The sequence below is a fragment of the Eubacterium sp. CAG:161 genome (assembly GCF_000432355.1).
GTDB lineage: Bacteria > Bacillota > Clostridia > Lachnospirales > Lachnospiraceae > Eubacterium_G > Eubacterium_G segne.
In genome coordinates this window covers 249,541-274,340 of the sequence record NZ_HF991874.1, presented here as the reverse complement: position 1 = coordinate 274,340, position 24,800 = coordinate 249,541, and the positions used below count along the sequence as shown (strand labels likewise).

General features: G+C 34.4%; 24 protein-coding genes, 1 pseudogene and 1 other annotated feature. Of the genes and pseudogenes, 2 read left to right on the top strand and 23 right to left on the bottom strand.

Annotation, left to right across the window (positions count from 1 at the left end; all coding sequences use genetic code 11):
- Together Q5O30_RS11320 and spoVAD are read right to left on the bottom strand one after the other, a co-directional pair.
- The coding region (locus Q5O30_RS11320) for a SpoVA/SpoVAEb family sporulation membrane protein (RefSeq protein ID WP_302674711.1) at positions 1-237 on the bottom strand (237 nt) is incomplete at its 3' end.
- Positions 238-249: 12 nt separating this feature from the next.
- Positions 250-1,257, bottom strand: a complete 1,008-nt coding sequence (gene spoVAD / locus Q5O30_RS11315; protein WP_021953858.1) for a stage V sporulation protein AD — start codon at positions 1,255-1,257, stop codon at positions 250-252.
- A gap of 186 nt (positions 1,258-1,443) precedes the next feature.
- Here spoVAD and putP point away from each other — a divergent pair, with 186 nt between their 5' ends.
- Positions 1,444-2,979 (top strand): sodium/proline symporter PutP, encoded by a 1,536-nt coding sequence (gene putP, locus Q5O30_RS11310; protein WP_021953857.1) that lies wholly within the window; start codon positions 1,444-1,446, stop codon positions 2,977-2,979.
- A 40-nt stretch (positions 2,980-3,019) separates the two neighbouring features.
- On the opposite strand, the gene Q5O30_RS11305 is transcribed toward putP, so the two are convergent.
- The 6 genes from Q5O30_RS11305 to hydE form a co-directional block, all read right to left on the bottom strand.
- The gene (locus Q5O30_RS11305) at positions 3,020-3,610 is read right to left on the bottom strand and encodes a sce7726 family protein (RefSeq protein ID WP_021953856.1); all 591 of its coding nucleotides are present in this window, start codon (positions 3,608-3,610) and stop codon (positions 3,020-3,022) included.
- 33 nt (positions 3,611-3,643) lie between these two features.
- Complete coding sequence (locus Q5O30_RS11300) at positions 3,644-4,912, bottom strand: peptidoglycan-binding protein (RefSeq protein WP_021953855.1); 1,269 nt, start codon at positions 4,910-4,912, stop codon at positions 3,644-3,646.
- Between the two features lie 60 nt (positions 4,913-4,972).
- Complete coding sequence (gene ybaK, locus Q5O30_RS11295; RefSeq protein ID WP_021953854.1) at positions 4,973-5,461, bottom strand: Cys-tRNA(Pro) deacylase; 489 nt, start codon at positions 5,459-5,461, stop codon at positions 4,973-4,975.
- A gap of 63 nt (positions 5,462-5,524) precedes the next feature.
- Positions 5,525-6,730: a [FeFe] hydrogenase H-cluster maturation GTPase HydF gene (gene hydF / locus Q5O30_RS11290; protein ID WP_021953853.1), complete on the bottom strand. Its 1,206-nt coding sequence runs from the start codon at positions 6,728-6,730 to the stop codon at positions 5,525-5,527.
- An 18-nt stretch (positions 6,731-6,748) separates the two neighbouring features.
- On the bottom strand, positions 6,749-8,170 hold the full coding sequence (gene hydG / locus Q5O30_RS11285) for a [FeFe] hydrogenase H-cluster radical SAM maturase HydG (protein ID WP_021953852.1): 1,422 nt from the start codon (positions 8,168-8,170) through the stop codon (positions 6,749-6,751).
- Positions 8,171-8,175: 5 nt separating this feature from the next.
- Positions 8,176-9,198, bottom strand: a complete 1,023-nt coding sequence (gene hydE / locus Q5O30_RS11280; protein WP_021953851.1) for a [FeFe] hydrogenase H-cluster radical SAM maturase HydE — start codon at positions 9,196-9,198, stop codon at positions 8,176-8,178.
- Positions 9,199-9,344: 146 nt separating this feature from the next.
- Positions 9,345-9,582 (top strand) — a binding site (T-box leader).
- 39 nt (positions 9,583-9,621) lie between these two features.
- On the opposite strand from hydE, the gene Q5O30_RS11275 reads away from it, so the two are divergent.
- Positions 9,622-10,839 carry an aminotransferase class I/II-fold pyridoxal phosphate-dependent enzyme gene (locus Q5O30_RS11275; RefSeq protein WP_021953850.1) on the top strand — a complete coding sequence of 406 codons (1,218 nt, stop codon included), beginning with the start codon at positions 9,622-9,624 and terminating at the stop codon, positions 10,837-10,839.
- A gap of 69 nt (positions 10,840-10,908) precedes the next feature.
- On the opposite strand, the gene Q5O30_RS11270 is transcribed toward Q5O30_RS11275, so the two are convergent.
- From Q5O30_RS11270 to hisC, 15 genes and pseudogenes are all read right to left on the bottom strand, one after another.
- A complete protein-coding gene (locus tag Q5O30_RS11270) occupies positions 10,909-12,081 on the bottom strand; it encodes a hypothetical protein (RefSeq protein WP_021953849.1) in 1,173 nt (390 codons plus the stop codon).
- 10 nt (positions 12,082-12,091) lie between these two features.
- The gene (locus Q5O30_RS11265) at positions 12,092-13,534 is read right to left on the bottom strand and encodes a chromate transporter (RefSeq protein WP_021953848.1); all 1,443 of its coding nucleotides are present in this window, start codon (positions 13,532-13,534) and stop codon (positions 12,092-12,094) included.
- A gap of 9 nt (positions 13,535-13,543) precedes the next feature.
- On the bottom strand, positions 13,544-15,373 hold the full coding sequence (gene cysC / locus Q5O30_RS11260) for an adenylyl-sulfate kinase (protein ID WP_021953847.1): 1,830 nt from the start codon (positions 15,371-15,373) through the stop codon (positions 13,544-13,546).
- Position 15,374: 1 nt separating this feature from the next.
- Positions 15,375-16,268, bottom strand: coding sequence for a sulfate adenylyltransferase subunit CysD (gene cysD / locus Q5O30_RS11255; protein ID WP_021953846.1), 894 nt, complete (start codon positions 16,266-16,268; stop codon positions 15,375-15,377).
- A gap of 244 nt (positions 16,269-16,512) precedes the next feature.
- Positions 16,513-16,713, bottom strand: coding sequence for an LPXTG-motif cell wall anchor domain protein (locus tag Q5O30_RS11250; protein WP_021953845.1), 201 nt, complete (start codon positions 16,711-16,713; stop codon positions 16,513-16,515).
- Between the two features lie 88 nt (positions 16,714-16,801).
- Positions 16,802-17,287: a Gx transporter family protein gene (locus Q5O30_RS11245; protein ID WP_021953844.1), complete on the bottom strand. Its 486-nt coding sequence runs from the start codon at positions 17,285-17,287 to the stop codon at positions 16,802-16,804.
- A 32-nt stretch (positions 17,288-17,319) separates the two neighbouring features.
- Entirely contained in the window at positions 17,320-17,697 is a 378-nt protein-coding gene (locus Q5O30_RS11240) for a NusG domain II-containing protein (protein WP_021953843.1), read from the bottom strand.
- A gap of 18 nt (positions 17,698-17,715) precedes the next feature.
- On the bottom strand, positions 17,716-18,006 hold the full coding sequence (locus Q5O30_RS11235; protein ID WP_021953842.1) for a 4Fe-4S dicluster domain-containing protein: 291 nt from the start codon (positions 18,004-18,006) through the stop codon (positions 17,716-17,718).
- Positions 18,003-18,386: pseudogene (locus Q5O30_RS11230) on the bottom strand (4Fe-4S binding protein); the annotation flags it as partial. The gene Q5O30_RS11235 and the pseudogene Q5O30_RS11230, both read right to left, overlap by 4 nt.
- Positions 18,387-18,510: 124 nt before the next feature.
- Positions 18,511-18,720 (bottom strand): hypothetical protein, encoded by a 210-nt coding sequence (locus tag Q5O30_RS11225; protein ID WP_021953839.1) that lies wholly within the window; start codon positions 18,718-18,720, stop codon positions 18,511-18,513.
- Positions 18,721-18,780: 60 nt separating this feature from the next.
- Positions 18,781-19,431 (bottom strand): N-acetylmuramoyl-L-alanine amidase family protein, encoded by a 651-nt coding sequence (locus Q5O30_RS11220; protein ID WP_021953838.1) that lies wholly within the window; start codon positions 19,429-19,431, stop codon positions 18,781-18,783.
- A 62-nt stretch (positions 19,432-19,493) separates the two neighbouring features.
- Complete coding sequence (locus Q5O30_RS11215; protein WP_021953837.1) at positions 19,494-20,201, bottom strand: N-acetylmuramoyl-L-alanine amidase family protein; 708 nt, start codon at positions 20,199-20,201, stop codon at positions 19,494-19,496.
- Positions 20,202-20,280: 79 nt separating this feature from the next.
- Positions 20,281-20,802 (bottom strand): nitroreductase, encoded by a 522-nt coding sequence (locus Q5O30_RS11210; RefSeq protein ID WP_021953836.1) that lies wholly within the window; start codon positions 20,800-20,802, stop codon positions 20,281-20,283.
- Between the two features lie 172 nt (positions 20,803-20,974).
- Positions 20,975-23,569 (bottom strand): ATP-dependent chaperone ClpB, encoded by a 2,595-nt coding sequence (gene clpB, locus Q5O30_RS11205; RefSeq protein WP_021953835.1) that lies wholly within the window; start codon positions 23,567-23,569, stop codon positions 20,975-20,977.
- Positions 23,570-23,817: 248 nt separating this feature from the next.
- A partial coding sequence (gene hisC / locus Q5O30_RS11200) for a histidinol-phosphate transaminase (protein ID WP_302674710.1) occupies positions 23,818-24,800 on the bottom strand: 983 nt, incomplete at its 5' end.

Here is a 24,800-nt window from a genome sequence, read left to right as displayed (position 1 = left end):
TCCTATGGCTTCCTTCATTCCCTTCCACAAATTATTGCCAAATCCTAACAGGGGAACTGTCGCCCCACAACCTGCCCAGTCGGCAAAAGGCTGATAAAGCCCTATGGCTCCTAATATTACTCCAAGGCAGACCAATCCTACCATAATTCTTCCCGGTGTAAGTTTTGTCTTATTAATAATAACCTGCACTATGGCACATATTATTCCACCTACCACAAAACTTTTTATAAAAATCATCTTTCTCCCCCTTTAAACCTCTATCATAACACAATGTGCAATTCCCGGAACACTGTTTCCCTCATTAAAACTTACAGGTGACATTAACGCTCCTGTAGGAATAAATAAAATTTTCTTAAAGGCTTTCTTTTTAAGCTGCTTAAAGATATATCCTGTAAGAACCGTGGCTGCACATCCACATCCGCTTCCTCCTGCATGGGTATCCTGAGTTCCTGCATCAAACATTTCTATTCCACAGTCCATATGAACTTTTGAAATATCATATCCTTTTTCCATTAACAAATCAAACAATATTGTTTTTCCTACTATCCCTAAGTCTCCCGTAATTATTTTATCGTAATCTCCCGGAGTGGAATTAAAATCCTTAAAATGCTGATAAATTACCTCAGCAGCTGCCGGTGCCATACATGCTCCCATATTTTGTGCATCCTTAACGCCGTAATCCACTATTTTACCTGTAGTTATTCCGGTAATTTTTGCAAATCCTTTTTGCTTGCCCACAACAACTGCCCCACAACCTGTCACTGTCCATGTGGCAGCATATGGTCGTTGGTTACCATATGCCAAAGGAAATCTGAACTGTCTCTCGGCACTGGCGAAATGGCTGGAGGCCACAGCAATAACATTGTCTGCATTGCCTCCCTCCACCGTTATGGCTGCAATGCTTAAAGCCTCTCCTATGGTAGAACACGCACCATATAATCCGAAAAAAGGAATTTCAAACTCCAATATTCCAAATGTGGTAGCTATAAGCTGCCCTAATAAATCTCCGGCAAAAATATATCTTATATCATCCTTAGTCATATTAGACTTAAGTAGCACCTTCTGAATTGCTTCTTTTTGCAAAAGGCTTTCTGCCTCTTCCCATGTTTCCATTCCAAGCATTGGATCCTGTTCTACCACATCAAAACATTTTCCAAGAGGTCCTTCCCCCTCTTTTTGTCCCACAATTGATGCCCCTTCTATAAGATAAGGTGGATTTTCAAAAAGTACACTTTGTTTTCCAATTACCTGCCCCATATGTTTTTCTCCTTATTTTTCTTACTCTTTCCAATTTGTTATTATTATTCCCATTTATCTTTTAAATATGCTTTTCATATATTATTAATAAGGAAAAAAAGATTATTTACACTTGCCTTATACAATTATTTCCTATAAAATAGTGCTTAGTTCTATTTTAATAAAATTACAGAGGAGATAAAAATTATGACAACTTCACAAATTGGAATTCTGATTTCCATCATTGTATACATGGGAGCAATGCTGGTTATCGGTTTTTATTTTTCTAAAAAGTCAAACACAACCCACGACTTTTATTTAGGTGGAAGAAAGCTTGGACCTTTTGTTACGGCTATGAGTGCTGAAGCATCAGATATGAGCAGTTACCTTCTTATGGGACTTCCGGGACTTGCATATCTTACCGGTGTATGTGATACTTTCTGGACTATTGCAGGTCTTGCCCTTGGTACATATGTCAACTGGCTTATTGTTGCAAAAAGACTTAGAAAATACACAGTTATTTGTAACAACTCAATAACAATCCCTGATTTCTTTGCTAACAGATATCGTGATAAAAAAGTTCTTAAATGTGTTTCAGCAATGATAATCATTATATTCTTTGTTCCTTATACTGCATCAGGATTTGCAGCCTGTGGAAAATTATTTAATTCATTATTTGGAATTAATTACATGACAGCTATGATTATCAGTGCCATTGTTATTATTGCTTACACATCCCTTGGTGGATTCCTTGCAGCAAGTACCACAGACTTTATACAAAGTATTATTATGACTGTTGCTTTGGCAATTGTTGTATTTTACGGTATTGATTCCGTTGGTGGAATGGATCAGGTTATTGCCAATGCAAAGGATTTACCGGGATATTTCAGCTTTAATTCAAGCTACAATGCAGCTACTAATTCAGCTAATCAGTATGGTATTATTACTATTATTTCTACATTGGCATGGGGGCTTGGATATTTTGGCATGCCACATATTTTATTAAGATTTATGGCTATTGATGATCCTGAAAATGTTAAATTATCAAGACGTATTGCCAGCACATGGGTAGTTATTTCCATGGCTGCTGCTATTTTAATCGGCATTATCGGATTTAGTATGTCAACTGAAAGAATTTTAGGCGCATATGGTTCATTTGACTCAGAAACAATTATTGTTCAGATTTCAACTGTTATAAGTAAACACGGTTTTATTTTCGCCATTGTAGCCGGAATTATTCTTGCAGGTATTCTTGCATCAACCATGTCCACATCAGACTCACAGCTTTTAGCTGCTTCATCTAGTGTTACTGAAAATATGTTAGACGGGGTATTTGGAATTAAACTTTCTGAAAAGAAAAAAGTAGTTGTAGCCAGAGCAACTGTTATTGTTATTTCAATAATTGCCATATTCCTGGCATCTAATCCTAAAAGTAATGTATTCCAGATTGTATCTTTCGCATGGGCAGGATTTGGTGCTACCTTCGGACCTGTAATGCTGTTTGCATTATTCTGGAAACGTTCAAACAAGTATGGTGCCATTGCCGGTATGCTATCAGGGGGTATTATGATTTTCCTATGGAAATATGTTGTACGTCCTTTAGGTGGAGCTTTAGATATCTACGAATTATTACCTGCCTTTATGGTAGCATGTATATTCATTGTAGTTGTAAGTCTTCTTACTCCTGCTCCTGAAAGGGAAATTGTAGAAGAGTTTGAATCTGTAAAAACAGCACAGGTTTAATAGCTTATAAACTTAAAGCAGTAGTGTTTCAATACCAGCACTACTGCTTTTTTTGTTTTTTATATTCCTTAATTATTTCTCCAATTTCATTGTAATCCCGTTCCATTAATTCTTCACAAAACTGAATTTGCAAAATATCCTCCGGCACCTTTTCCATTATTTTGTTTACAACAAAATCCTTACTTTTCTGCCTGTATTTAGGCAGGTTATTTATATTTTGTATGTTTGCAAGCTCCGGTCTCCAAAGAATACTAAGTTTTTTCTTCCACTTAACCTTAGGATTCTTTGACGGTTTTCTTTTTACATAAAAGTCACAAACACCTTCACTTTGTTCCACAGTAATTATTCCCCAGTAATCAGGGACATGCTCCTGTATATGATATGCGTGGCTTGTTCCCACCACCACATAATTATAATCATAAAAGTTGTCATAATCCCTAACCTGACGTTTCAGCCTTGCGTAAGTATCTGCATCGCTTTTTATTTCTATACCGTAAATTGCCAAAGGGGTAACCATAACAACGTCTGCCCTTGAGCGTCCCATTTGCTTTTCTTCAATTATTCTGTTTGTTAAATAAATATCATCTAAAAAATCAAAAAGGGGTTCCCTTATATCTTTATCGTACAACATAGTGTTTCCTTAAAATTTATGACATTTTATGATTTATCCTCTTGGAATTCCTTCTGCAATTCTGGTTATTCCCACATATATTTGTGAAATCTTATACCATGTGGCAAAATCCGTTACTCCTGTCTGAGGCAAATCAAATATCTTCTGAAAAGCCCTTACTGATGCCTGAGTATTTTCTCCATACACTCCATCTGCCACTAAACGTGGTATGGCTGTATATACCTGGGCAATTGTATCTAGCTGTTCCTGAAGCTGTCTTACTTTCTGTCCACTGGCTCCTATAGTTAAATCATATCCCGGCCAGGATGCCGGTATTCCTGATATTTGTTCAGCAGTATTAATATACATTTCATCTCCGTAGTAATTTCTGATTATTTCCAAGGTGGAATACCCCTGTTCCCCTAAATTACAGGAACCCCACTGACTTAACCAGTTAGGACATTTTACCCTTTTACCATCACAATACTGGGTAAGGATTGGCTGCCTTACATCAGGCAATGATAAATACTGATCAAATATATTATCAACTACACGGCTTATGGATTCAAAAATATTTCTTCCGTTAATCCATTTCTGATCATACGCCGTAGAAGATGTAATTGTAAAGTCTTTTCCCTTATTTCTGTACCACTCTGTGTATACACGATTTAATGTAAAAGACATAATTGCCAGAATGTTTGCCTCTAAGGTTGCCTCAGGCCATGTGGCATATATTTCAGAGGATGCCACATTTTTAATGTAATCTTTATATGTTACATAATAATCCTTTGCATTAGAGGATGGCACGCCATCGTGAACCACAACATACTCCGGTATTACTACACGACTCAATACGATTTCTCCCGGTTCCCCTACATCCTTTATTTCATCCTCAGGAATCTTTGGAGGATATTCGTAATAAAGGGTATGGGGAGGTATATTAATATTTTCTTCCTGAGTTTTCCTTAATTTCACATTTTGAATTGCCAAAGACCTTGGTAGAATTTCCACATTTTCCACACTTTCCACTTCATATCCCGGCGCATCAATTTCCACATCGTAATTTGCGTAAGGCATTTCCTCGTTATTCTCATTTAGACTGTATTCAAGAGGAGGGGCATCTAAATCCACCACCTGTGTCTGCCCTGAAATATCCGTATTTAATTCCTCTATCATGTCTCCGGAATTAATTGGCTGCTCCGGCAAAATACGTGGTTTTCTGATAATAACTCTTGCATCCTTTATTGGAGCATTTTCACTATCTACAATGTTTACCTGTAATTCTCCCTTATCCTGAGTATTAACCTGCATTTTTATCAACATAGACTTAAACATTCCTATTTAATCTATACATTATATGTATGCACTGTAAAATAATTCCTTTTATTTATTATCTGTGGTTATATCTGCTAATTCAAACTTAATTATCTTTTTTAATTCTTCAATGGAAGTTTCTACCTGATATCCTATTTTTCCACCACTAAACATTATTGTATCAAAATTCCCTGCTGTTTCATCAATTGTTGTTCTGAAAAACTTTTTCATTCCAATAGGAGAGCATCCACCATGAATATAACCTGTAAGTCCTAAAAGTTCCTTTGACTTTATCATGTCTATTTTCTTTTCCCCTACACATTTGGCTGCTTTTTTCAAATCTAATTCTTTTTCCACCGGAACTAAAAAAACATAGTGATTGTTTGTCTTTCCCACGGTAACTAAAGTTTTAAATACCATTTCAGGATTCTGTCCTAAAGCATTAGCTACCTCTGTTCCGCTAATTGCCTCTGTATCTGCATAATTGTGCATTTTATACTTAATTTTTTTCTGGTCTAATAATCTCATAACATTTGTTTTATCTTCATTATGCTTCATTATAATCATCTCCCAATGTTTTTATAAAATTATAACATTTCCCATAAATGTTTCAAGATATAACTAAACTTCTATTTTTTCCAGTATTCCTTTTATATAGGCAATAGTTACACCGTAATTTGTCATAGGTACTCCCTGACTTATGGCACTTTCTACTCTTGACATAACATATTTTCTATTGAACATACAGGCACCACATTGAATTATCAAATCGTAATCTTTCAAATTTTCAGGGAAATCATTTCCACTTACAATGTCTATAGTAAGATTATCTCCTACGCGTTTTTTAAGCATTTTAGGTATTTTTTCCCTTCCTATATCTTCTTCTAAAGGTGCATGACTGCAACATTCCGCTATAAGCACCTTGGAATTTTCAGTCAGCTTGTCTATACACCTTACACTTTCCAAATAGTAATTAATATCTCCCTTAAGGGCTGCAAATAAAACCGAAAATGAAGTAAGAAGACTTTCTTTTGGCTTATTTTCATACACATAATCAAAAACCTGTGAATCAGTAATTATAATTTTCGGCACCTCTTTTAGCATATCAAGTGCTTCCACATACTGGTCTGTAGTAACGCTTAAAACCTTACATTTTTTGTCTAAAAGTTCCCTTATGGTCTGAACCTGAGGTAAAATAAGTCTTCCTTTAGGTGCCTGAATATCCTGAGGCATAACAAGCAAAACCATATCTCCCTTTTTTACCAGATTTCCCGTAATGGTTCTTTCTTCTTCTAAACTAAGACTGACTAAGGATTTTTTAAAATCGTCCATTCCTTCCTTTGTTTTTGCAGACAGTTCAATAATTAGGCAATCCTTTATTTTATGTGTTATATATTCCTTTAAATTTCCGGTATTTTCATTTAAATCAATTTTATTTATAACAAATATTACCGGTGTATCTTTTTTCCTAAAATAGTTATACCACTTGAACTCACCATCATTTAAACTGTCAAAATCATTAATTTCCGAAGAAATAACTATTATGGCAACATCTGACTTTTCAGCTGCTAATTTTGTTTTTTCTATTCTCCTTTTTCCTAATTCACTTTTATCATCAAGACCGGCAGTATCTATTATGACACAGGGACCAATGGGATTAATTTCCATTGGTTTGTAAATCGGATCAGTAGTTGTTCCTGCTACATTTGCCGTTATAGATACATTCTGCCCTGAAAATGCATTAATAAATGATGACTTTCCTGAATTGGTTCGTCCAAAAACTCCTATGTGAATCCTGTTAGCTGACGGTGTACTGTTTAAAGTCATTTTTCCTCCATTAATTCCTTAAAATCTGAAATCTCTTTTGCCATCCTCTATATCGTGAATATGATTATAAGCAATTTGTCTTACCTTTTCGTTAGGAATATTCTTTAATTCCTCTTCTATAAGCTTCATTCCCAATTCTCTTGTATCATCTTTAGCGTAATCCTCAAGGTATTCCTTTAAAGTCATAAGGGCATTAGGATGACAACAGTTTAGTATCTGCATATTTTTACACAATGCCATAAATCTGTCTCCTGTTCGTCCCTCCCTGTAGCAGGCGGTACAAAAGCTTGGAATATATCCTAACTTTATAAGCCAGTTTACTACTTCATCAAGACTTCTTGTATCACTTACATCAAACTGTTCTGTGATGAGCTCCTCTTTAATTTCAGGCTTATCATAGCCCCCTACGCTGGTTCTTGAACCTCCGCTGATTTGTGATACTCCAAGAGGCAGTACCATTTCTCTTACCTTCTTACTTTCCCTTGTGGAAATAATCATTCCCGTATAAGGAACTGATATTCTTATTAAAGCACATATTTTGGCAAAAATATCATCACTTATTCCATTATCAAATACATCCGGATCAATATCATCAGCTCTTTTTATTCTTGGAACACTAATGGTATGAGGCCCCACACCAAACACTGCCTCTAAGTGTTCTGCATGCATTAGCAGACCTGCAAACTCATAGCGGTACATTTCCAGTCCAAACAAAACTCCCAGACCCACATCATCAATTCCACCTTCCATTGCCCTGTCCATTGCCTCGGTATGGTAATTATAATTATGCTTTGGGCCTGTAGGATGCAGCTGTTCATAGCTTTTCTTGTGATAAGTTTCCTGAAACAAAATATATGTTCCGATTTCTGCTTCTTTTAATTTTCTGTAATTTTCTACCGTGGTAGCTGCAATATTTACATTTACGCGACGTATTGCCCCATTTTTATGTTTAATTCCATATATGGTTTTAATACACTCTAATATATATTCAATAGGATTATTAACCGGGTCTTCTCCTGCCTCAATGGCAAGTCTTTTATGTCCCATATCCTGCAATGCGGTAACTTCCTTGACTATTTCCTCCTGAGTCAGTTTTTTTCTGGCAATATGCTTATTTTTCATATGATAGGGGCAGTAAACACACCCGTTTACACAATAATTTGATAAATACAGTGGAGCAAATAAAACTATTCTGTTTCCGTAATAATCCTGCTTTATTTCATTTGCCAGCTTATACATTTCCTGTACCTTTTCAGGTATGTCACAGGCTAAAAGAACAGATGCCTCTCTATGATTTAATCCTTTCTTTTTTGATGCTTTCCCTAAAATTTCATTAATTAATTTAATATTATTTTTATTTTCATCAGCATATTTTAATGTTTCCCTTATTTCTTCATCTGAAATAAACTCATCTGCATTTAATGATTTTACGTTATACATTTATGTCACACTTTCTTATTTTTAATTGGAACATAATCTCCTCTGTCAGTGACTATGTTATATCCTATGCTTTTTATTCTTCCATCAAGGCATCCCCGGCACTCTGCCGCCTCTTCTCCTGTACAGATTTTGTTATCATATAAAGCATATTTTTTTCTTACATTTACAGGAGACAAATTAGGCATTACCACATTAGCTCCTGCTAATATTCCCATTTCTCTACCCATGGGATGAATGGTTCCTAATGCTGTAGTTGCAGGAAGCAGCACATCAGGCTTCATAATTCTTATAATACTTAAAAGTCTAAGGGTCATTTCAAGAGAACCTGCCCTATAATTTTTAAATTCCGTGTCTTTATGTGGAATAAAAGGCCCGATTCCCACCATTTCCGGCTGTAAATCCTCAATAAACCGTAAATCCTTATATATGGATTCCATTGTCTGATAAGGCGAACCTGCCATAAAGCCGCACCCTGTCTGATATCCTATTTCCTTTAAATCATACAAACATCTCTTTCTGTTTTCAAAAGACATATCATCTGGATGCAATCTTTCATAATGCTTTTTGTCTGCTGTTTCATGTCTTAAAAGATATCTGTCTGCACCGGCATTAAAAAACGCTAAATAACTTGCTTTTTTCTTTTCTCCTATGGACAATGTTACTGCACAATCCGGATATTTTTCCTTTATTGAAGACACTATTGCACAAACCTCATCATCAGTATAATAGGCATCCTCTCCTCCCTGTAGCACAAAAGTTCTAAACCCTAATTGATACCCATTATCACAACAGTTAATTATTTCCTTCCTGTCAAGACGATATCTGATAGCACCTTTATTTTCCCTTCTTATTCCACAATAATAGCAATTGTTTTTACAGTAGTTAGTAAATTCAATAAGCCCTCTTGTATATATTTTTTTACCAAATATATCATCTGCTATTCCCCTTGCTTTTTTCTTAAGATTGTCTGTTACTTCTTCATTTTTAGTTGTAAGGAGATAGTTTAACTCTTCTATTTTTAAATTCATAATTACATACTTTTCTCATATTATTAATTATGGCAATTCGTTAGCCACGACTAATTATAGCACAAAATAAAGAATAAAAATATTGCATTGTTAAATTTAGCATTGACTTTTATTTCTTATGGGGATATGATTGTTTTTGTTAATATTTAAATGCAGTGACGGAAAATAGTAAACTCATTCACGGTTTCAGAGAGAGAATGGCTGGTGAAAATTCTTACACGGTTTGTTTTGAAGCAGTTCCTAAGCAGCAGTTACGAACAGATTTTATCTTATTAGTTTCTGACGTTTTCCCACGTTACAGGGATTCATCATGATTGTGATGACTGAGTGCAGGTTTAATCCTGAATTTAGGTGGTAACACGGATTTGATTATTCGCCCTAAGCGTTTTCGCTTAGGGTATTTTTTTTTGAGAGGTGAAGTAAATGAGAACATTTGAAAAATCAACAAAGCTTGACAATGTATGTTACGATATCAGAGGTCCTGTTATGGACGAGGCTAACAAAATGATTGCCCAGGGTGAAAAAATTATCAAATTAAATATTGGCAATCCTGCTCCTTTTGGCTTTGAAGCGCCAGAGGCAATTATAGATAAAATGTCTGAAAACCTTACTCTTACTGAAGGTTATTCAGATTCAAAGGGGCTTTTTTCAGCCAGAGAGGCAATTCTTTCATATTGCAAAAAGAAAAACATGCCTAATGTTACTATAAATGATATTTATACAGGTAACGGTGTAAGTGAACTTATAACCTTGTCTATGCAGGGACTTTTAAATAATGGTGATGAAGTTTTAGTTCCTTCTCCTGATTATCCTTTATGGACAGCTTCAGTTACTTTAGCAGGGGGAACTGCGGTTCACTATATTTGCGATGAGCAGTCTGAATGGTTTCCTGATATTGAGGATATGAAGAGAAAAATCACAGACAAAACCAAGGCAATTGTTGTTATTAACCCTAACAACCCTACTGGTGCCCTTTATTCTAAGGAAGTTTTACAACAGATTGTTGAACTTGCAAGAGAGCATGAATTAATTTTGTTTGCTGATGAAATATATGACCGTCTGGTAATGGATGGGGAAGAGCATGTTGCCCTTTCTTCGCTAGCACCGGATTTACTTACTGTTTCATTTAACGGTTTATCAAAATCCCATCTTATTGCAGGATACAGATGTGGATGGATGTGCCTTTGCGGTGACAAGTCTAAGGCTAAGGGTTATATAGAAGGAATTAATCTTTTGTCTTCTATGCGTTTATGTTCTAACGTACCTGCCCAGTCCCTTATTCCTACTGCTTTGGCTAATCTTGAAGATGCCAGTGAAATGGTAGCACCAGGTGGTAGAATTTATGAACAAAGAGAATACATATATAATGCGATACAGGATATTCCGGGGCTTTCAGCCTACAAACCTAAGGCTGCATTTTATATTTTCCCTAAACTAGACATTAAGAAGTTTAACATCACAAACGATGAGCAATTCTCTCTTGATTTGCTTAAGGAAAAGAAAATTCTTATTACCCATGGTGGTGGTTTCCACTGGGAAACACCTGACCACTTTAGAATTGTTTACCTTCCATGCATTGATGATTTAAAAAATTCCATGGATGCCATGAAGGACTTCTTAGCAACTTATAAGCAAAAGTAATTTACTGCTTTACCATTAATAATATTTAAAAGGGGATGTTCACTTTTTATGACATCCCCTCTTTTAATGTTATTTTTGTTTTTTTACCATATATCTTATTTTTCTATATAATCTGAATATGGCACTGTTATACACAGATTCTAACCTTCTTTTCTCTTCATCTAACTTCTTTCTTATATCTGAAATTTCATTATATTTGTTTTGTAAATCCTGTATCTGTTGCTGTTGTCTGCAAAAAACTTCTGTCATGGAAATTATTACATCACGGTACATTTTTTCATTGTCCACTTTCCACTTTGGAAATTCCTTTATTTCTTCTTCAAAAAGCCCTGTATTTTTATTTAAATAATATTTTGCCACTTGGTTGTTACTTTTTTCGTATTTATTTAAAAATTCAATCTGCTCATCATAAGAAAAAAAGCTTACCTTTTTTTGTGGTTCAATACTATTTCCATATATGCTGGCATTAATAATAGGTCTGCATAAAAAATCCTCCATTTCCCTATAATCAGTAACCCCATTTATAATTCTTTTAATTTCTATATAATTTCCTGTAAGTCCCACGTTTCCTGCAACCTGATTATAAGTAAATTTTTCATTAAGCTTAACTCCCATAATATCAAAATAATCTTCATATAATGACTGATTTTTTAGCTGTTTTTTCTCATAAACTCTTACAATAAGGTTATCTTTTCCTATATGTTCCTCAATATTTTTTAATTGTTTAAAATAGTCTAACGGAAAATAATCATAATCATTTATTTCCAGACTTTCTTCAAATGTATGTATTTTACGTCTGTGCATTTTTATAAGCTGATTCCATAAAGACTGAACAATCATATCCTGCCGTCTTAAATAAACAACAACCTTAACCTTGCAATCAATTTTTCCAAAATCTTCTTTTAATCTCTCCCAAAATTTTTCCTCATAATTGCATCTGTACCAGATTTGTTCATCAGACAAAATAATATTTTCAAATTTTTTCCCGCACTTTTCTAATTCCCCATATGCTTTTTCATTTAACTCCTTCTGCTTTAATTTATGCTCATCATTATTATCCTGAGTAATATAATTAACTAAAAAATGTGCATTTCTATCACGAAAGATTCCCTTAAGTCCAATATTTAACTGTGGGAATGCATACCCCTGCTCATTTAACAATTTTTCGTTTTCTCTCATAAAGCTTTGAAGAGCTGTAGTTCCTGTTTTTGGTGTTCCTATACACAAATATACTGTTGACATTTGTTTCCTCCTATATGTAATGTAGCGCCCATATAATAAAAACTATTCCTATATTCAATACTAATATTAAAGCATTACTTATCCTTGTTTTACTTTTTAGTAAGCATGTAATTATAAACATTAGCACAACGATTATTATTGTACTTATTCCGGATATTTGATACTTTCCCATTACTCTTACAGACTGATTGCACAATGATAATGAAATATTTATAAGAAATCCCGCTATAATCGGGCGGATACATTCTGATATTCTACTTATAATTCTCAGTGAACTTAGATTATTGTACAAATGATATATTGTCATATAAAATCCACATGATGCCGCAATGCTACATGCAAAACCAACTATAGCAAATAAAACTCCCGTCACAATACTTCCTGATATGTTAATTCCCAGGTAGTATCCTACTCCACATAAGGTTTTACATAATATGGAGCCCGGCAAAACATTAACAACAGATACTATATGACCGTAAAACTGACTTTCCGTTACCATATTTGTATCTACAAATAACCCATCAGCAATAGTTAAATATGCATCCCCTCCACCAAAAGACATAAAAGCCGAAATTATTCCTTTGCCAATAAACTCCACAATACTTGCATTATTTATTAACGCCGGCATAGAACATATGACTAAAAATACAATCCATATATAAAGTTCCTTAAAAAAATTCTTATAGATTTTTATCTTCATTCCACTGTTTTTCATATCATCTACTATTCCTGCCAGAGAAATCATAATCATTATTGCATCCAAAGCATACATAATATAATTATTATCAATATAATTTCCCTTTCCATGAGTAACAGCAAATAGTGTTGATATAATAACCATTATCACTATGAAACCCACATTTTTATGTCTGTTGTTTTCCATGAATATTATGCAAAAGAAAAATAACATTAAGGCATTAAAGGCAGATAATGAAAATACCGGTGTTTTACTTATTCCTAAAAGCTGATATAAATTTTTGCCACAAACAACAAATAATGATATTGCCATTAAAATAACGGTTTTTCTCTCACATTTTGTATTGCCTGCACACTTATTAAATACATTTCCAATATAAACTTTTAGCATATACAAAATAAATATTGAAACTCCAACTGACGCCAGTTCAATAACATTTAATACTGTTAATTTCATAGTTGAAAAAATAGTAAAAATTGCTATTGCTGCCAGTGCTCCCGGAAGCGCCATGGCAAGTGCTGATAAAAACATTCCTTTGTTTCCACCAGCTCTTTTTCCTATTGAAGCAGCAACTTCTACCGGAAGTGCTCCCGGTGTTATATTTGCCACCATAACATCCTTATCAATATTCTCCTTTGTATCTATACCTGTTTCAACTATCTCGTCTTCAATTATGGGAATAATGGCACTTCCACCACCAAATCCAATACATCCGATTTTTAACATTGAAGTAAACAGCTGTAATTTATTACTCATAATACATGATTATTCCTCAATATATTTTTTAAGCTTATCTATAATTGTATTCACACAATCTTCTATTTTCTTTCCACTGGTGTCTATTTCAACATCCGGTGTTTCAGGTATTTCATAAGGGCTGCTTATTCCCGTGAAGCTCCTGATATTCCCCTTTCTTGCCTCTTTGTAAAGACCTTTAACATCCCTTCTTTCACATTCATCAAGAGGGGTGCTTACGTAGACTTCCACAAAATCATCACCTATTATTTCCTTTGCACTTTGTCTGTCCTGACTATATGGCGAAATAAATGATGTAATTACTATCAGCCCCGCATCATTCATTAATTTGGCAACCTCAGCTATTCTGCGGATATTTTCCACTCTGTCTCCTTCATTAAATCCTAAATTTTTGTTAAGTCCCATTCTTATGTTGTCACCATCAAGAAGCATTGTATGTTTTCCCAGTGTAAATAATCTTTTCTCCAATGCATTAGCAAGGGTAGATTTTCCTGACCCTGAAAGTCCTGTCATCCATACCGTAAAAGCTTTTTGAGATAACTGACGTTCCCTTAACTCCTTTGTTACATCCATTTCATGCCATGTCAGATTTTTTTCATTATCGATAATTTCTGCAATTTGTCCACATGCCGACGTCATATTTGATACTCTGTCAATTAGTATTAATGAACCTAATTCCCTATTATTGATGAATTTATCCACAACTATTTTTTCCCCTAACGTAACCTCACAAAAAGCAATTTCATTCTTAAAGATTGCTTTTGCGTATACTTGTGAACCTGTATTAACATCAATTTTGTAATTTATTTTTGTAATTGTTGCAGGAACTAATTTTGTTCCAACTTTCATAAGGAAATTCCGTCCCTCAACTAGTTTTTTGTCGTCCATCCACAATATACAAATTGAGAAATTCATTCCACACAAAAGATTGTAATTTTTCTCTATAATACATCCTCTTGATATATCAATTTCAGAGTCCAGCTGAATTGTCACTCCATGGCCTTTACTGCTTTGATTTACTTTTTTATCACCTTCGTATATTTCTTTTACCGTTGCCTTTTCGCCACTTGGCAAAACAGTTATATCATCTCCCCGGCAAATTTTTCCGGATGATATTTGCCCCTGAAATCCCCTAAAATTATGATTTGGTCGGCACACTCTTTGAACCGGCATGGAAAATCCTTTAACCTCAACGTCTTCCTTTACATCCACTTCCTCAAGATATTTAAGTAATGGGACGCCTTTATACCATTGCATTCGGTCAGATGTCTTTGTTATATTATCTCCCTCTGTAGCAGATACCGGTATTATTTGTAATGTTTTAAAATCAAATTCTGACATTAATCCATTTATTTCTCTTTGGATTTTTTCAAATATTTTAATATCATAATCCACTAAATCCATTTTATTTACCGCAAAAACAAAATGTTTTATTCCCATTAAAGAACATATCCTTGCATGTCTTCTTGTCTGAACCAAAACACCCTGACTTGCATCCGTCAAAATTACGGCAAGGGATGCAAATGAAGCTCCAACAGCCATATTTCTTGTATACTCTTCATGTCCCGGAGTATCCGCTACAATAAAGCTTCTGTTTTCAGTAGCAAAATAACGGTATGCAACATCTATTGTAATTCCCTGTTCCCTTTCAGCCATTAATCCGTCAAGCAACAAAGAATAATCTATGTTTCCTTCTCTTGATCCGACTTTAGAGTCCAATTCCAAAGCTCTCTTCTGATCTGCAAAAATCAGCTTTGCATCATATAACATATGTCCAATTAAAGTTGATTTTCCATCATCAACACTTCCGCAAGTAATAAATTTCAATAAACTTTCCATTTTAAAAATATCCTTCTCTTTTTCTTTTTTCCATGCTTGCAGCCCCTCCGTCAGAATCTATTATTCTACTGGTTCTTTCGGATTCTACTGATGCCATTGTCTCTTCGATAATTTCATCTAATGTCGTAGCATTTGACTCTATGCCTCCGGTTAGCGGATAACATCCTAACGTTCTAAATCTTACCATTTTATTTTGAACTTTTTCTCCCGGCAACAATCTCATTCTGTCATCATCAACCATTATCAACTGCCCATTTCTTTCAACAACCGGTCTTTCTTTGGCAAAATATAATGAAACAATAGGAATATTTTCTCTTTTTATATACTGCCATATATCCTTTTCCGTCCAATTTGATAAAGGAAATACTCTTATACTCTCTCCCTTGTTAATTCTTGTATTGAAAAGCTTCCACATTTCCGGTCTCTGATTTTTTGGATCCCATGCGTGTTGTTTATTCCTAAAAGAAAAAATTCTCTCTTTTGCTCTTGATTTTTCCTCGTCACGTCTTCCTCCGCCAAATGCTGCGGTAAACCCATATTTATCGAGAGCCTGCTTTAGTGCCTGAGTTTTCATTATGTCTGTGTATGATGAACCATAGTCAAAAGGATTAATATTATTCTTAACACCTTCCTCATTTATGTATTCAATCATTTCAATTCCCAGTTCTTTTGCCCTGCGGTCTCTAAATTCAATCATTTCCTTAAATTTCCATGTAGTATTTACATGCAAAAAAGGAAATGGTGGCTTTTCAGGATAAAAAGCTTTCATTGCCAAATGCAGCATTACTGACGAATCCTTTCCTATGGAATAAAGCATAACAGGATTTTCACATTCTGCTGCCACTTCTCTCATTATGTATATTGCTTCTGCCTCAAGTTCATCTAAATGATTCATATTTTCTCCTAATAAATTTGTTAGTAAATTTTCATACAAAATATACTCAATAAATTTGACGGAAATATGTTATCAATATTACAACAAAAACGGATGATTTTCTTAAATAGAATAAAATAGAAAATCATCCGAAATATATTTTAAAAATTAATTACTAAAGTTATTTTTTGATTTTAACCTTAACAAACCTTGGCCATTTTGAGCCCCTACAGCTTTTACCTGACATATAATTTTTTCTTGTTCTTTAATTTATTACTTGCAAGGGTAACTTTTTTAAATGTTCAACTGCTTCATTTACTGTTGCCTGACTTTGTGGATTTGCAAATTCAGCCTTTGCCTCATCAAATTCCGCTTTAAAAATCTTCCATGAACCTAATCCACCATAATTGCCTGTTAAATCCACACGCATAAACTCACCATATGCACCGATATCATCATTTTCCAAATATAAAACATCATATGTGTTTCCATCTTCATCGTAAATTGTTGTGCCTTTTGTTAAATGTATCTAACTTGTTAGGTAAAAAATTTGTTTATTTTTTTATAACTGATAAAACCCTCTTTGAAACTATGCCTATTACTGCCCCTGTAATTATACCTGCCACTAAAAGTGCCGGCACATAATATATAACACTAACATTTTCTACCACAATTATTGCCACCATCACCTGCCCCATATTATGGCATACTGCCCCTGCCATGCTTACTCCGATAATACTAAACCCCCCTATTTTTTTAATAACTGACATAACAATGAGACTAACCACTGCTCCTGCAAGGCTATAAATGATTGACATTCCACTTCCAAACATAAATCCCATAATCAGGATTCTAAGTATAGAAATAATCCAGACATCACTGATTTTTAATATATATAATGCTATAACAATTACCAGATTTGCCAATCCTAATTTCATTCCCGGAATTCCTAAATTAATGGGAATAAGAAATTCAATATAGCTAAATATTATGGCAAGTGCCACTAACATGGACATATTTGCTATTCTTTTTGTGCTCATATCTTGACCTCCCATTAAATTATTAATTATTTCTACTTTACCACAGCATCCACATCGTTATTTTCATTGACTATGTTCTGTTTAATTATCTCAACAACTACTTTATGTGGAAGACATACAATTGTCTGCCCTGTATTTTTAATCTTTCCCTGCTTTATACAATACTTATCCGGACAATCCGCCTCTTCCATTTCCACGCAACCATTATGAATATTTATTACATTTCTACCTTTTGAAGTTTTTATATCTATTATCTCGTCCTTGTTAATGGAATATTTTCCATAAACTTTGCCATCAACTGATATTTTTACAGTGGAGGCCTCACCTTTTTGTATAAAATGGATTGCACCGTACATGACACCTGCTATTAAAAGAACCACAATCACTAAAATCACGTCTTTTTTTCTCATAAACTGCTCCCGTTTTTTCTAAATTCCTGCCCATTTCATTATTAAAATTAGAATCAGCCCTCTTACTATAATAAATGTAATTCCGTTTCCCTTTACCAATCCCAATTTAACATTTTGTTTTAGACAAATATACATACATTTTTGGCACATAAAGCAATCTCCCGGCTGAATATCTTCCTTTAAATCCGGAAGTTCAATTTTTGATGGACATACCTTTGTACATCCACTGCACCCTTTTATGCACTGCTCTGTATTTCTACTTATAGAAAAAAGCGGCAGTACGGGAAGAATTGAAAACACTGCTCTCATAGGACATAAAAATCTGCAAAAAACCTCTCACATACCGCCATTCCTACAATTATAAATAATAAAATGATTAATGCCGGTACATAACCTGATATTTTTAAGTTACCTGCTATAATCATAAAAAACACATCCCATGGACTCCATTCCTTTATTCCAGAATAAACTCCCGCAAAACATAATAAAATAATTATTGTTAAAATAAAGTATTTTATTACTGACAATCTTTTATTTATACTGTCACTTATACCTACAGACTTTCTCTTTACTTTTTTACATATCCACACATAAAACTCACGAACAAAATCTCCTAAAGTTCCAAATGCACAGGCAAAACCGCAAAAAAATCGTCCAAAAACTATCGTATATAAGCATAACACAATTAATACCGTAACAAAAGATGTTTAGTTGTCAGTAATATCGCCTTGTTAAAATATAATTCATCATCCTGGAGTTTAATAACATTAATACTTTTTATTTTCCCATTTTTTACTGTAACACAAACCTGAATCATTTCTCTAAAGCCCTGGGCTTCGCCATAAAAATCCTATCTCTATATGTAAAATCCTCCTGATTTATAACATTAGGCAGATTTACCGGCAAAACCTTTGAATCAGAATCTGATGAATAGTTACTATAAATTCCGTCTGTTAAATACTGCTTATTTTCATTAGTCAATAATATCATATCGAATTTATCACCACTGTTTTGCCAAATCATTTTTTATATTTATGTATAGTTTTTGTGGTTAGTTGTAAAAAAAGACGCAACCTGCGTCTTTTAATAATGAGCCAGTCTATACTTTTCTACGTTTTTCTTAAATGTTTTCCATTTGTCCTCATGCTGTACAAAATATCTCGGGCATTCTTTCTTTGTAATATCATAATGTCTTATTACATGGCTTTCATCTATATCACATACATTTTCTAACCATGCCACAAGTTTTACTAAAGAGCTATAGGTTTTCTTTTTAAATTTTCCCGTTTCATCAGGATGACACACCTCGATGGAAATTGTATCATTATTTCTCCAGTTGCTTGCCGCAGACCATTCATTTATAGGAATACATTGAATAATTTCCCCATCTAATCCCACAACGAAATGAGAACTTACATTAGACTGATTTCCTGCATAGAAATCATGATTTTGCTGAGCTGTTGTCCCCGGATTTCCTACATAGTGAACTACAATGTCTTTTACACCCTTTAATTTATATCCATTTCTTGAAGCGCCATCCACATCTATTATTTGAGAATCAATCCAGTCCGGTATCTTAATTTCCGCCAAATTTTTAACTTTTTTGGCCTCACTGTTTTGATTAATCCTTTTTACTACTAAACAGGACATAATAACTATGGCCGCCACAATAATAACAGCCATAACTATTCTTACTTTTCTTAACTTTCTCTTTCTTTTGCTTTTCTTAACCATACTTTTCCTCAAATCCGTAGTTTAACTTAATTATAACCCCTTATATAAAATGTTCGATATTTTCACTTATTCCCTGTATATTTTTTTATTCTGTAATCTCTAACTTTTTCTTTAAACAGCTCCCACTCATCTTCATGATCAACAAAATATTTAGGACACTCTTTCTCCGTAATGTCATAATGCCTTATTACATGTTCTTCATCTAAACCATAAACACTTTCAAGCCATGCTACAAGCTTAACGAGAGATTTATATGTTTTTTTGCCAAATTCTCCTGTTTCATCCATATGACACACTTCAATGGAAATGGAATCCCTATTTCTCCAATTGCTTGCCTCTGAATGTTCATCTAACGGAATGCACTGAATTATCTCACCATCCAATCCCACAATAAAATGAGAACTTACATCTGAGTCATCTCCTGCATAAAAATCATGATTTTGCTGAGCTGTTGTTCCGGAATTTCCTACATAATGAATTACAACATCCTTCACTTCTTTAAGTTTAATGCCCCTTCTGGACTTTCCATCCTTTTTTATTATCTGCTTATCTATCCAGGATGGTATCTGTAAAGCAGTTTCCTTTTCTGTTGTTTCTAACACCTGATGATTTTCCACCGGTGATTCTTTAATCTCTACATCAGATGATGCACTTAAATGTTTAAAAATTCCTGCCAAAAGCAATATACCTGCCGTTAACACTGTAACGGCAAGCACTGCCCTTATTTTTCTTACTTTTCTTCTTCTCTTTCTTTTGCTTAATTCACTCATTATATTCCTTCGTAAAAAATTATTACTAAATTACATTGGATTGTCACTGAACAAATTAAGTCAAAAGTGGTATTAAATATTAGTCTATGTAGTAAACATAATCTTCTTTTCTAGGTGCTGCCTCAGGTGCATCTCCCTTAATATAGCCTAAAACACAATGACCTATTCCTTCATAATCTCCTGTTATTCCAAGAGATTTAAGGATTTCTTTTCCTTCCTCACTTTCAAATTCTTCTTTTGCTCTGTGAATCCAACAACTTCCTAAACCTAAATTGTGAGCTTCAAGCATCATGTTTCCCATAACAAGACTTCCATCATAAAGATATGTATTCTTAGTTTTATCTGCCAAAACAATAAGCACTACCGGTGCTCCATAAAAAGGATCTGTGTCTGTTCCCATTATCTTTCCATTCATTTTAGATAATTTGTCCCTGACTTCCCTGTTAGTTACTGCAATTATAATAGGGGACTGATTTCCTCTTCCTGTAGCAGCATATGTTCCTGCTTCAATAACCTTGTCAATTAATTCCTTTTCCACCATGTCAGGCTTGTACGCCCTGATGCTTCTTCTTGTTTTAATTGTTTCTAATACTCTATCCATAATTACCTCCATAAATAAATGGTTGTCATTTGGATTTGTTTAGAAAATACTTTGATACCATTGCCCTTAAATTTATTGACTATAATCTAAATTTAATAAAGTAATGTATCTTATTTGTATATTCTAAACATACTTTTTAATTATTTTCCAATGACAACCATTGCTTTACATTTTATTTATTATTCTTTTCTACCTTAGCAGCTAACCTGTCACCATCTACATAAAAGCATATTGTATCTCCCATGTCAACGTTTCCTTCAAGAATAACCTTAGCAGCTATTGTTTCAACATTTTTCTGCAGGTATCTCTTAAGAGGTCTTGCACCATAAACCGGATCATATCCGTTATCTGCCACAAACTTTTTGGCATCATCAGTAAGTGAAATCTTTAAATCCCTGTCTGCTAAACGCCTATTTACGTTAGCTACAATCAAATCAACAATTCCACCTATATTGTCCTTAGTAAGTGGCTTAAACATTACGATTTCGTCTAAACGGTTAAGAAACTCAGGTCTGAAATGATTTCTTAAATCGTTCATTACAAATTCCTGATTTTCCTTCTTTATGTTTCCGGCATCATCTATTCCCTCTAACAGATATGAAGAACCGATGTTTGATGTCATAATCAGTATAGTGTTCTTAAAGTCAACCGTTCTTCCCTGAGAATCAGTTATTCGACCATCATCTAATACCTGAAGTAACACATTAAACACATCAGGATGTGCCTTTTCTACCTCATCAAATAACACTACCGAATAAGGTTTTCTTCTTACTGCCTCTGTCAGCTGACCACCTTCATCGTATCCTACATATCCCGGAGGTGCTCCTATAAGTCTTGACACGCTATATTTTTCCATGTACTCACTCATGTCAATTCTTACCATATTACTTTCATCATCAAACAGATTTTCTGCCAATGCCTTTGCCAGTTCTGTTTTACCTACACCTGTAGGTCCTAAGAACAGGAAAGAACCAATTGGTTTTCCGGGATCCTTAATTCCTGCTTTAGACCTGATTATTGCCTCAGTAATCTTCGTCACAGCTTCATCCTGACCGATAACCCTCTTATGAAGAGCCTCATCAAGATGTAATGTTTTATTTTTTTCTGTTTCAGTAAGTTTTGCCACCGGAATTCCTGTCCATCTGGAAATAATTCTGGCAATTTCCTCATCTGTAACACTTTCCCTTACTAATGACAAATCCTTATCCTTTACATTTTGTTCTTCCACACCAAGCTGTTTTTGAAGTTCAGGCAACTTTCCATATTGAAGTTCTGCTGCCTTATTCAAATCATATTCGCTTTGTGCCTTCTCAATTTCTTTCTTAACATTTTCAACCTGTTCACGAAGCTGCTGCAATCTGTTTACGGAATTTTTCTCATTTTCCCACTGTGCCTTTCTGTTATTAAATTCATCACGGCTTTCAGCAAGTTCCTTCTGTAATTCCGCCAGTCTCTCTTTGCTTAAATTATCCGTTTCCTTCTTTAAGGCAGCTTCCTCGATTTCCATCTGCATAACCTTACGTCTTAATTCATCAAGCTCCGTAGGCATGGAATCCATCTCGGTTTTAATAAGGGCACAAGCCTCATCTACTAAATCTATTGCCTTATCAGGAAGAAATCTGTCTGTTATATATCTGTCTGATAAAACTGCTGCACTTACCAAAGCCCCATCCTGAATTTTAACTCCATGGAACACTTCATATCTTTCCTTAAGACCTCTTAGGATAGATATTGTATCTTCCACTGATGGCTCACTTACCATTACCGGCTGGAATCTTCTCTCTAACGCCTTATCCTTTTCAATATACTGTCTATACTCATCCAAGGTAGTTGCACCTATACAATGAAGTTCTCCTCTTGCTAACATAGGCTTTAGCATATTTCCTGCATCCATTGCCCCGTCTGTTTTTCCTGCGCCTACGATAGTATGAAGTTCATCAATAAATAAAATGATTTCTCCATTGCTGTTTTTTACATCTTCAAGTACAGCCTTTAACCTTTCCTCAAATTCACCTCTGTACTTTGCACCTGCCACTAATGAACCAAGGTCAAGGGAGAATATCTTCTTATCCTTTAATCCCTCCGGAACATCACCTTTTACAATACGCTGTGCCAAACCCTCTACTGCTGCTGTTTTACCAACACCGGGTTCACCAATCAGCACCGGATTGTTTTTGGTTTTTCTTGACAAAATTCTTATAACATTTCTGATTTCACTGTCTCGTCCAATAACAGGATCAAGCTTCTGATTTCTTGCTCTTTCCACTAAATCCTGACCGTATTTTGACAGTGCATCATAGGTACTCTCCGGATTGTCCGAAGTAACTCTTACATTACCTCTTACCTCTTCTAACACTCCTAAAAACTTTTCCCTTGTAATACCAAATTCTTTAAAAAGTTCCTTTATTTCCCTATTTGGTTTGTCAAGCATAGTGAGAAATAAATGTTCCACTGAAACATATTCATCTCCCATTCTCTTTGCTTCATCCTCTGCACTTATTAAAACATTATTAAGAGCCTGGCTCATATACATGTTGCCGCCCTGTACTTTAGGTCTTTTGGCTATATAATCCTCAACTCTGTTTTTAAAGTACTCCGGCTGTATTTCCATCTTTTCTATTAACTTAATAATCAAACTGTCTTCTAAACTAACAAGCGCAAACAATAAATGTTCCTGATCAATTTCCTGATTTCCGTATTCTCCGGCTATCTTTTCACAATTTTGTATAGCCTCAACGGATTTTTGAGTAAATTTACTAATATTCATATATTTCGCCTCCTGTCATAAAATCTATAGGATTCTTTCTACTATGACATTTAATCTTCATAGTAAATCAGATGGGACATAAATCCCATCTGTCATCTCTTTCCTATGTATTTTATTCTACTCAGAAATTTTATATTTTTTTATATATAAAATTAACAATTTGTTACATTTTTATGTTAAATGTGTCCCTTACATATAATGCTAAATAACATCTTTACCATAGATTGAAAACATATCAGATATTTCCTTTATTTAACAATTTCCTTAAGAGCTTCGTATAATTTTTCCATCTCCTCATCTGTACCTATAGTTATTCTTAAATAATTATTTATCCTTGGCTTATTAAAATACCTTACATATATTTTTCTCTTCTTTAATTCCTCAAATATTTCCTCTGCCGGCACCCTTTTGTGAGTTGCAAATAGAAAATTAGTCTTTGAGTCCGTAAAGGAAAATCCCAGTTTTTTAAGCGTATCCTTAGCCTTTTCACGGGTATTTATTACCTTTGATACAATTTCCTTAAAATACTTATCATCATTTATTGCAGCAGCCCCTGCATAAATAGACACATAATTCATTGTATATGAATTATATGAGAATTTAACTGCCTTAAGGGCGCTAATTAAAGTTCTGCTGCCAATGGCATATCCTATACGCATTCCTGCTAATGCGCGGGATTTAGAATAGGTTCTTACCACCAGAAGATTTTCGTATTTATTCACAAGACCAAGCACTGAAACATCTCCAAAATCAGCATAAGCTTCATCTATAATTACCACTGAATCCCTATTGTTCTTTATAATATATTCTATATCATCCAGCTGCATTTCCACTGCTGTAGGAGCATTGGGATTTGGAAAAATAATACCACCGTTTTCCACAAGATAATCTTCTTTTACAATTTCAAATTTCTCATTCAACGGTTTCATCTCATATTTTATTTTAAACAAATCTGCCCACACATCATAAAAGGAATATGTTATGTCAGGAAACAATATAGGCTTTTCTGAATTAAAAAATGTAAGAAAGCTCATTCCAATCACATCATCTGAACCTACACCTACAAACACCTGATTAGAATCAACATTATAATATTTAGCGATGGCATCAGTTAAAACTGCTGCTTCCGGGTCAGGATAAAGCCTGTTTCTGTTATTTTCAACACTTCTTACAACCTCCTGTACCATGGGTGAAGGTGGATATGGACTTTCATTGGTATTAAGTTTAATTA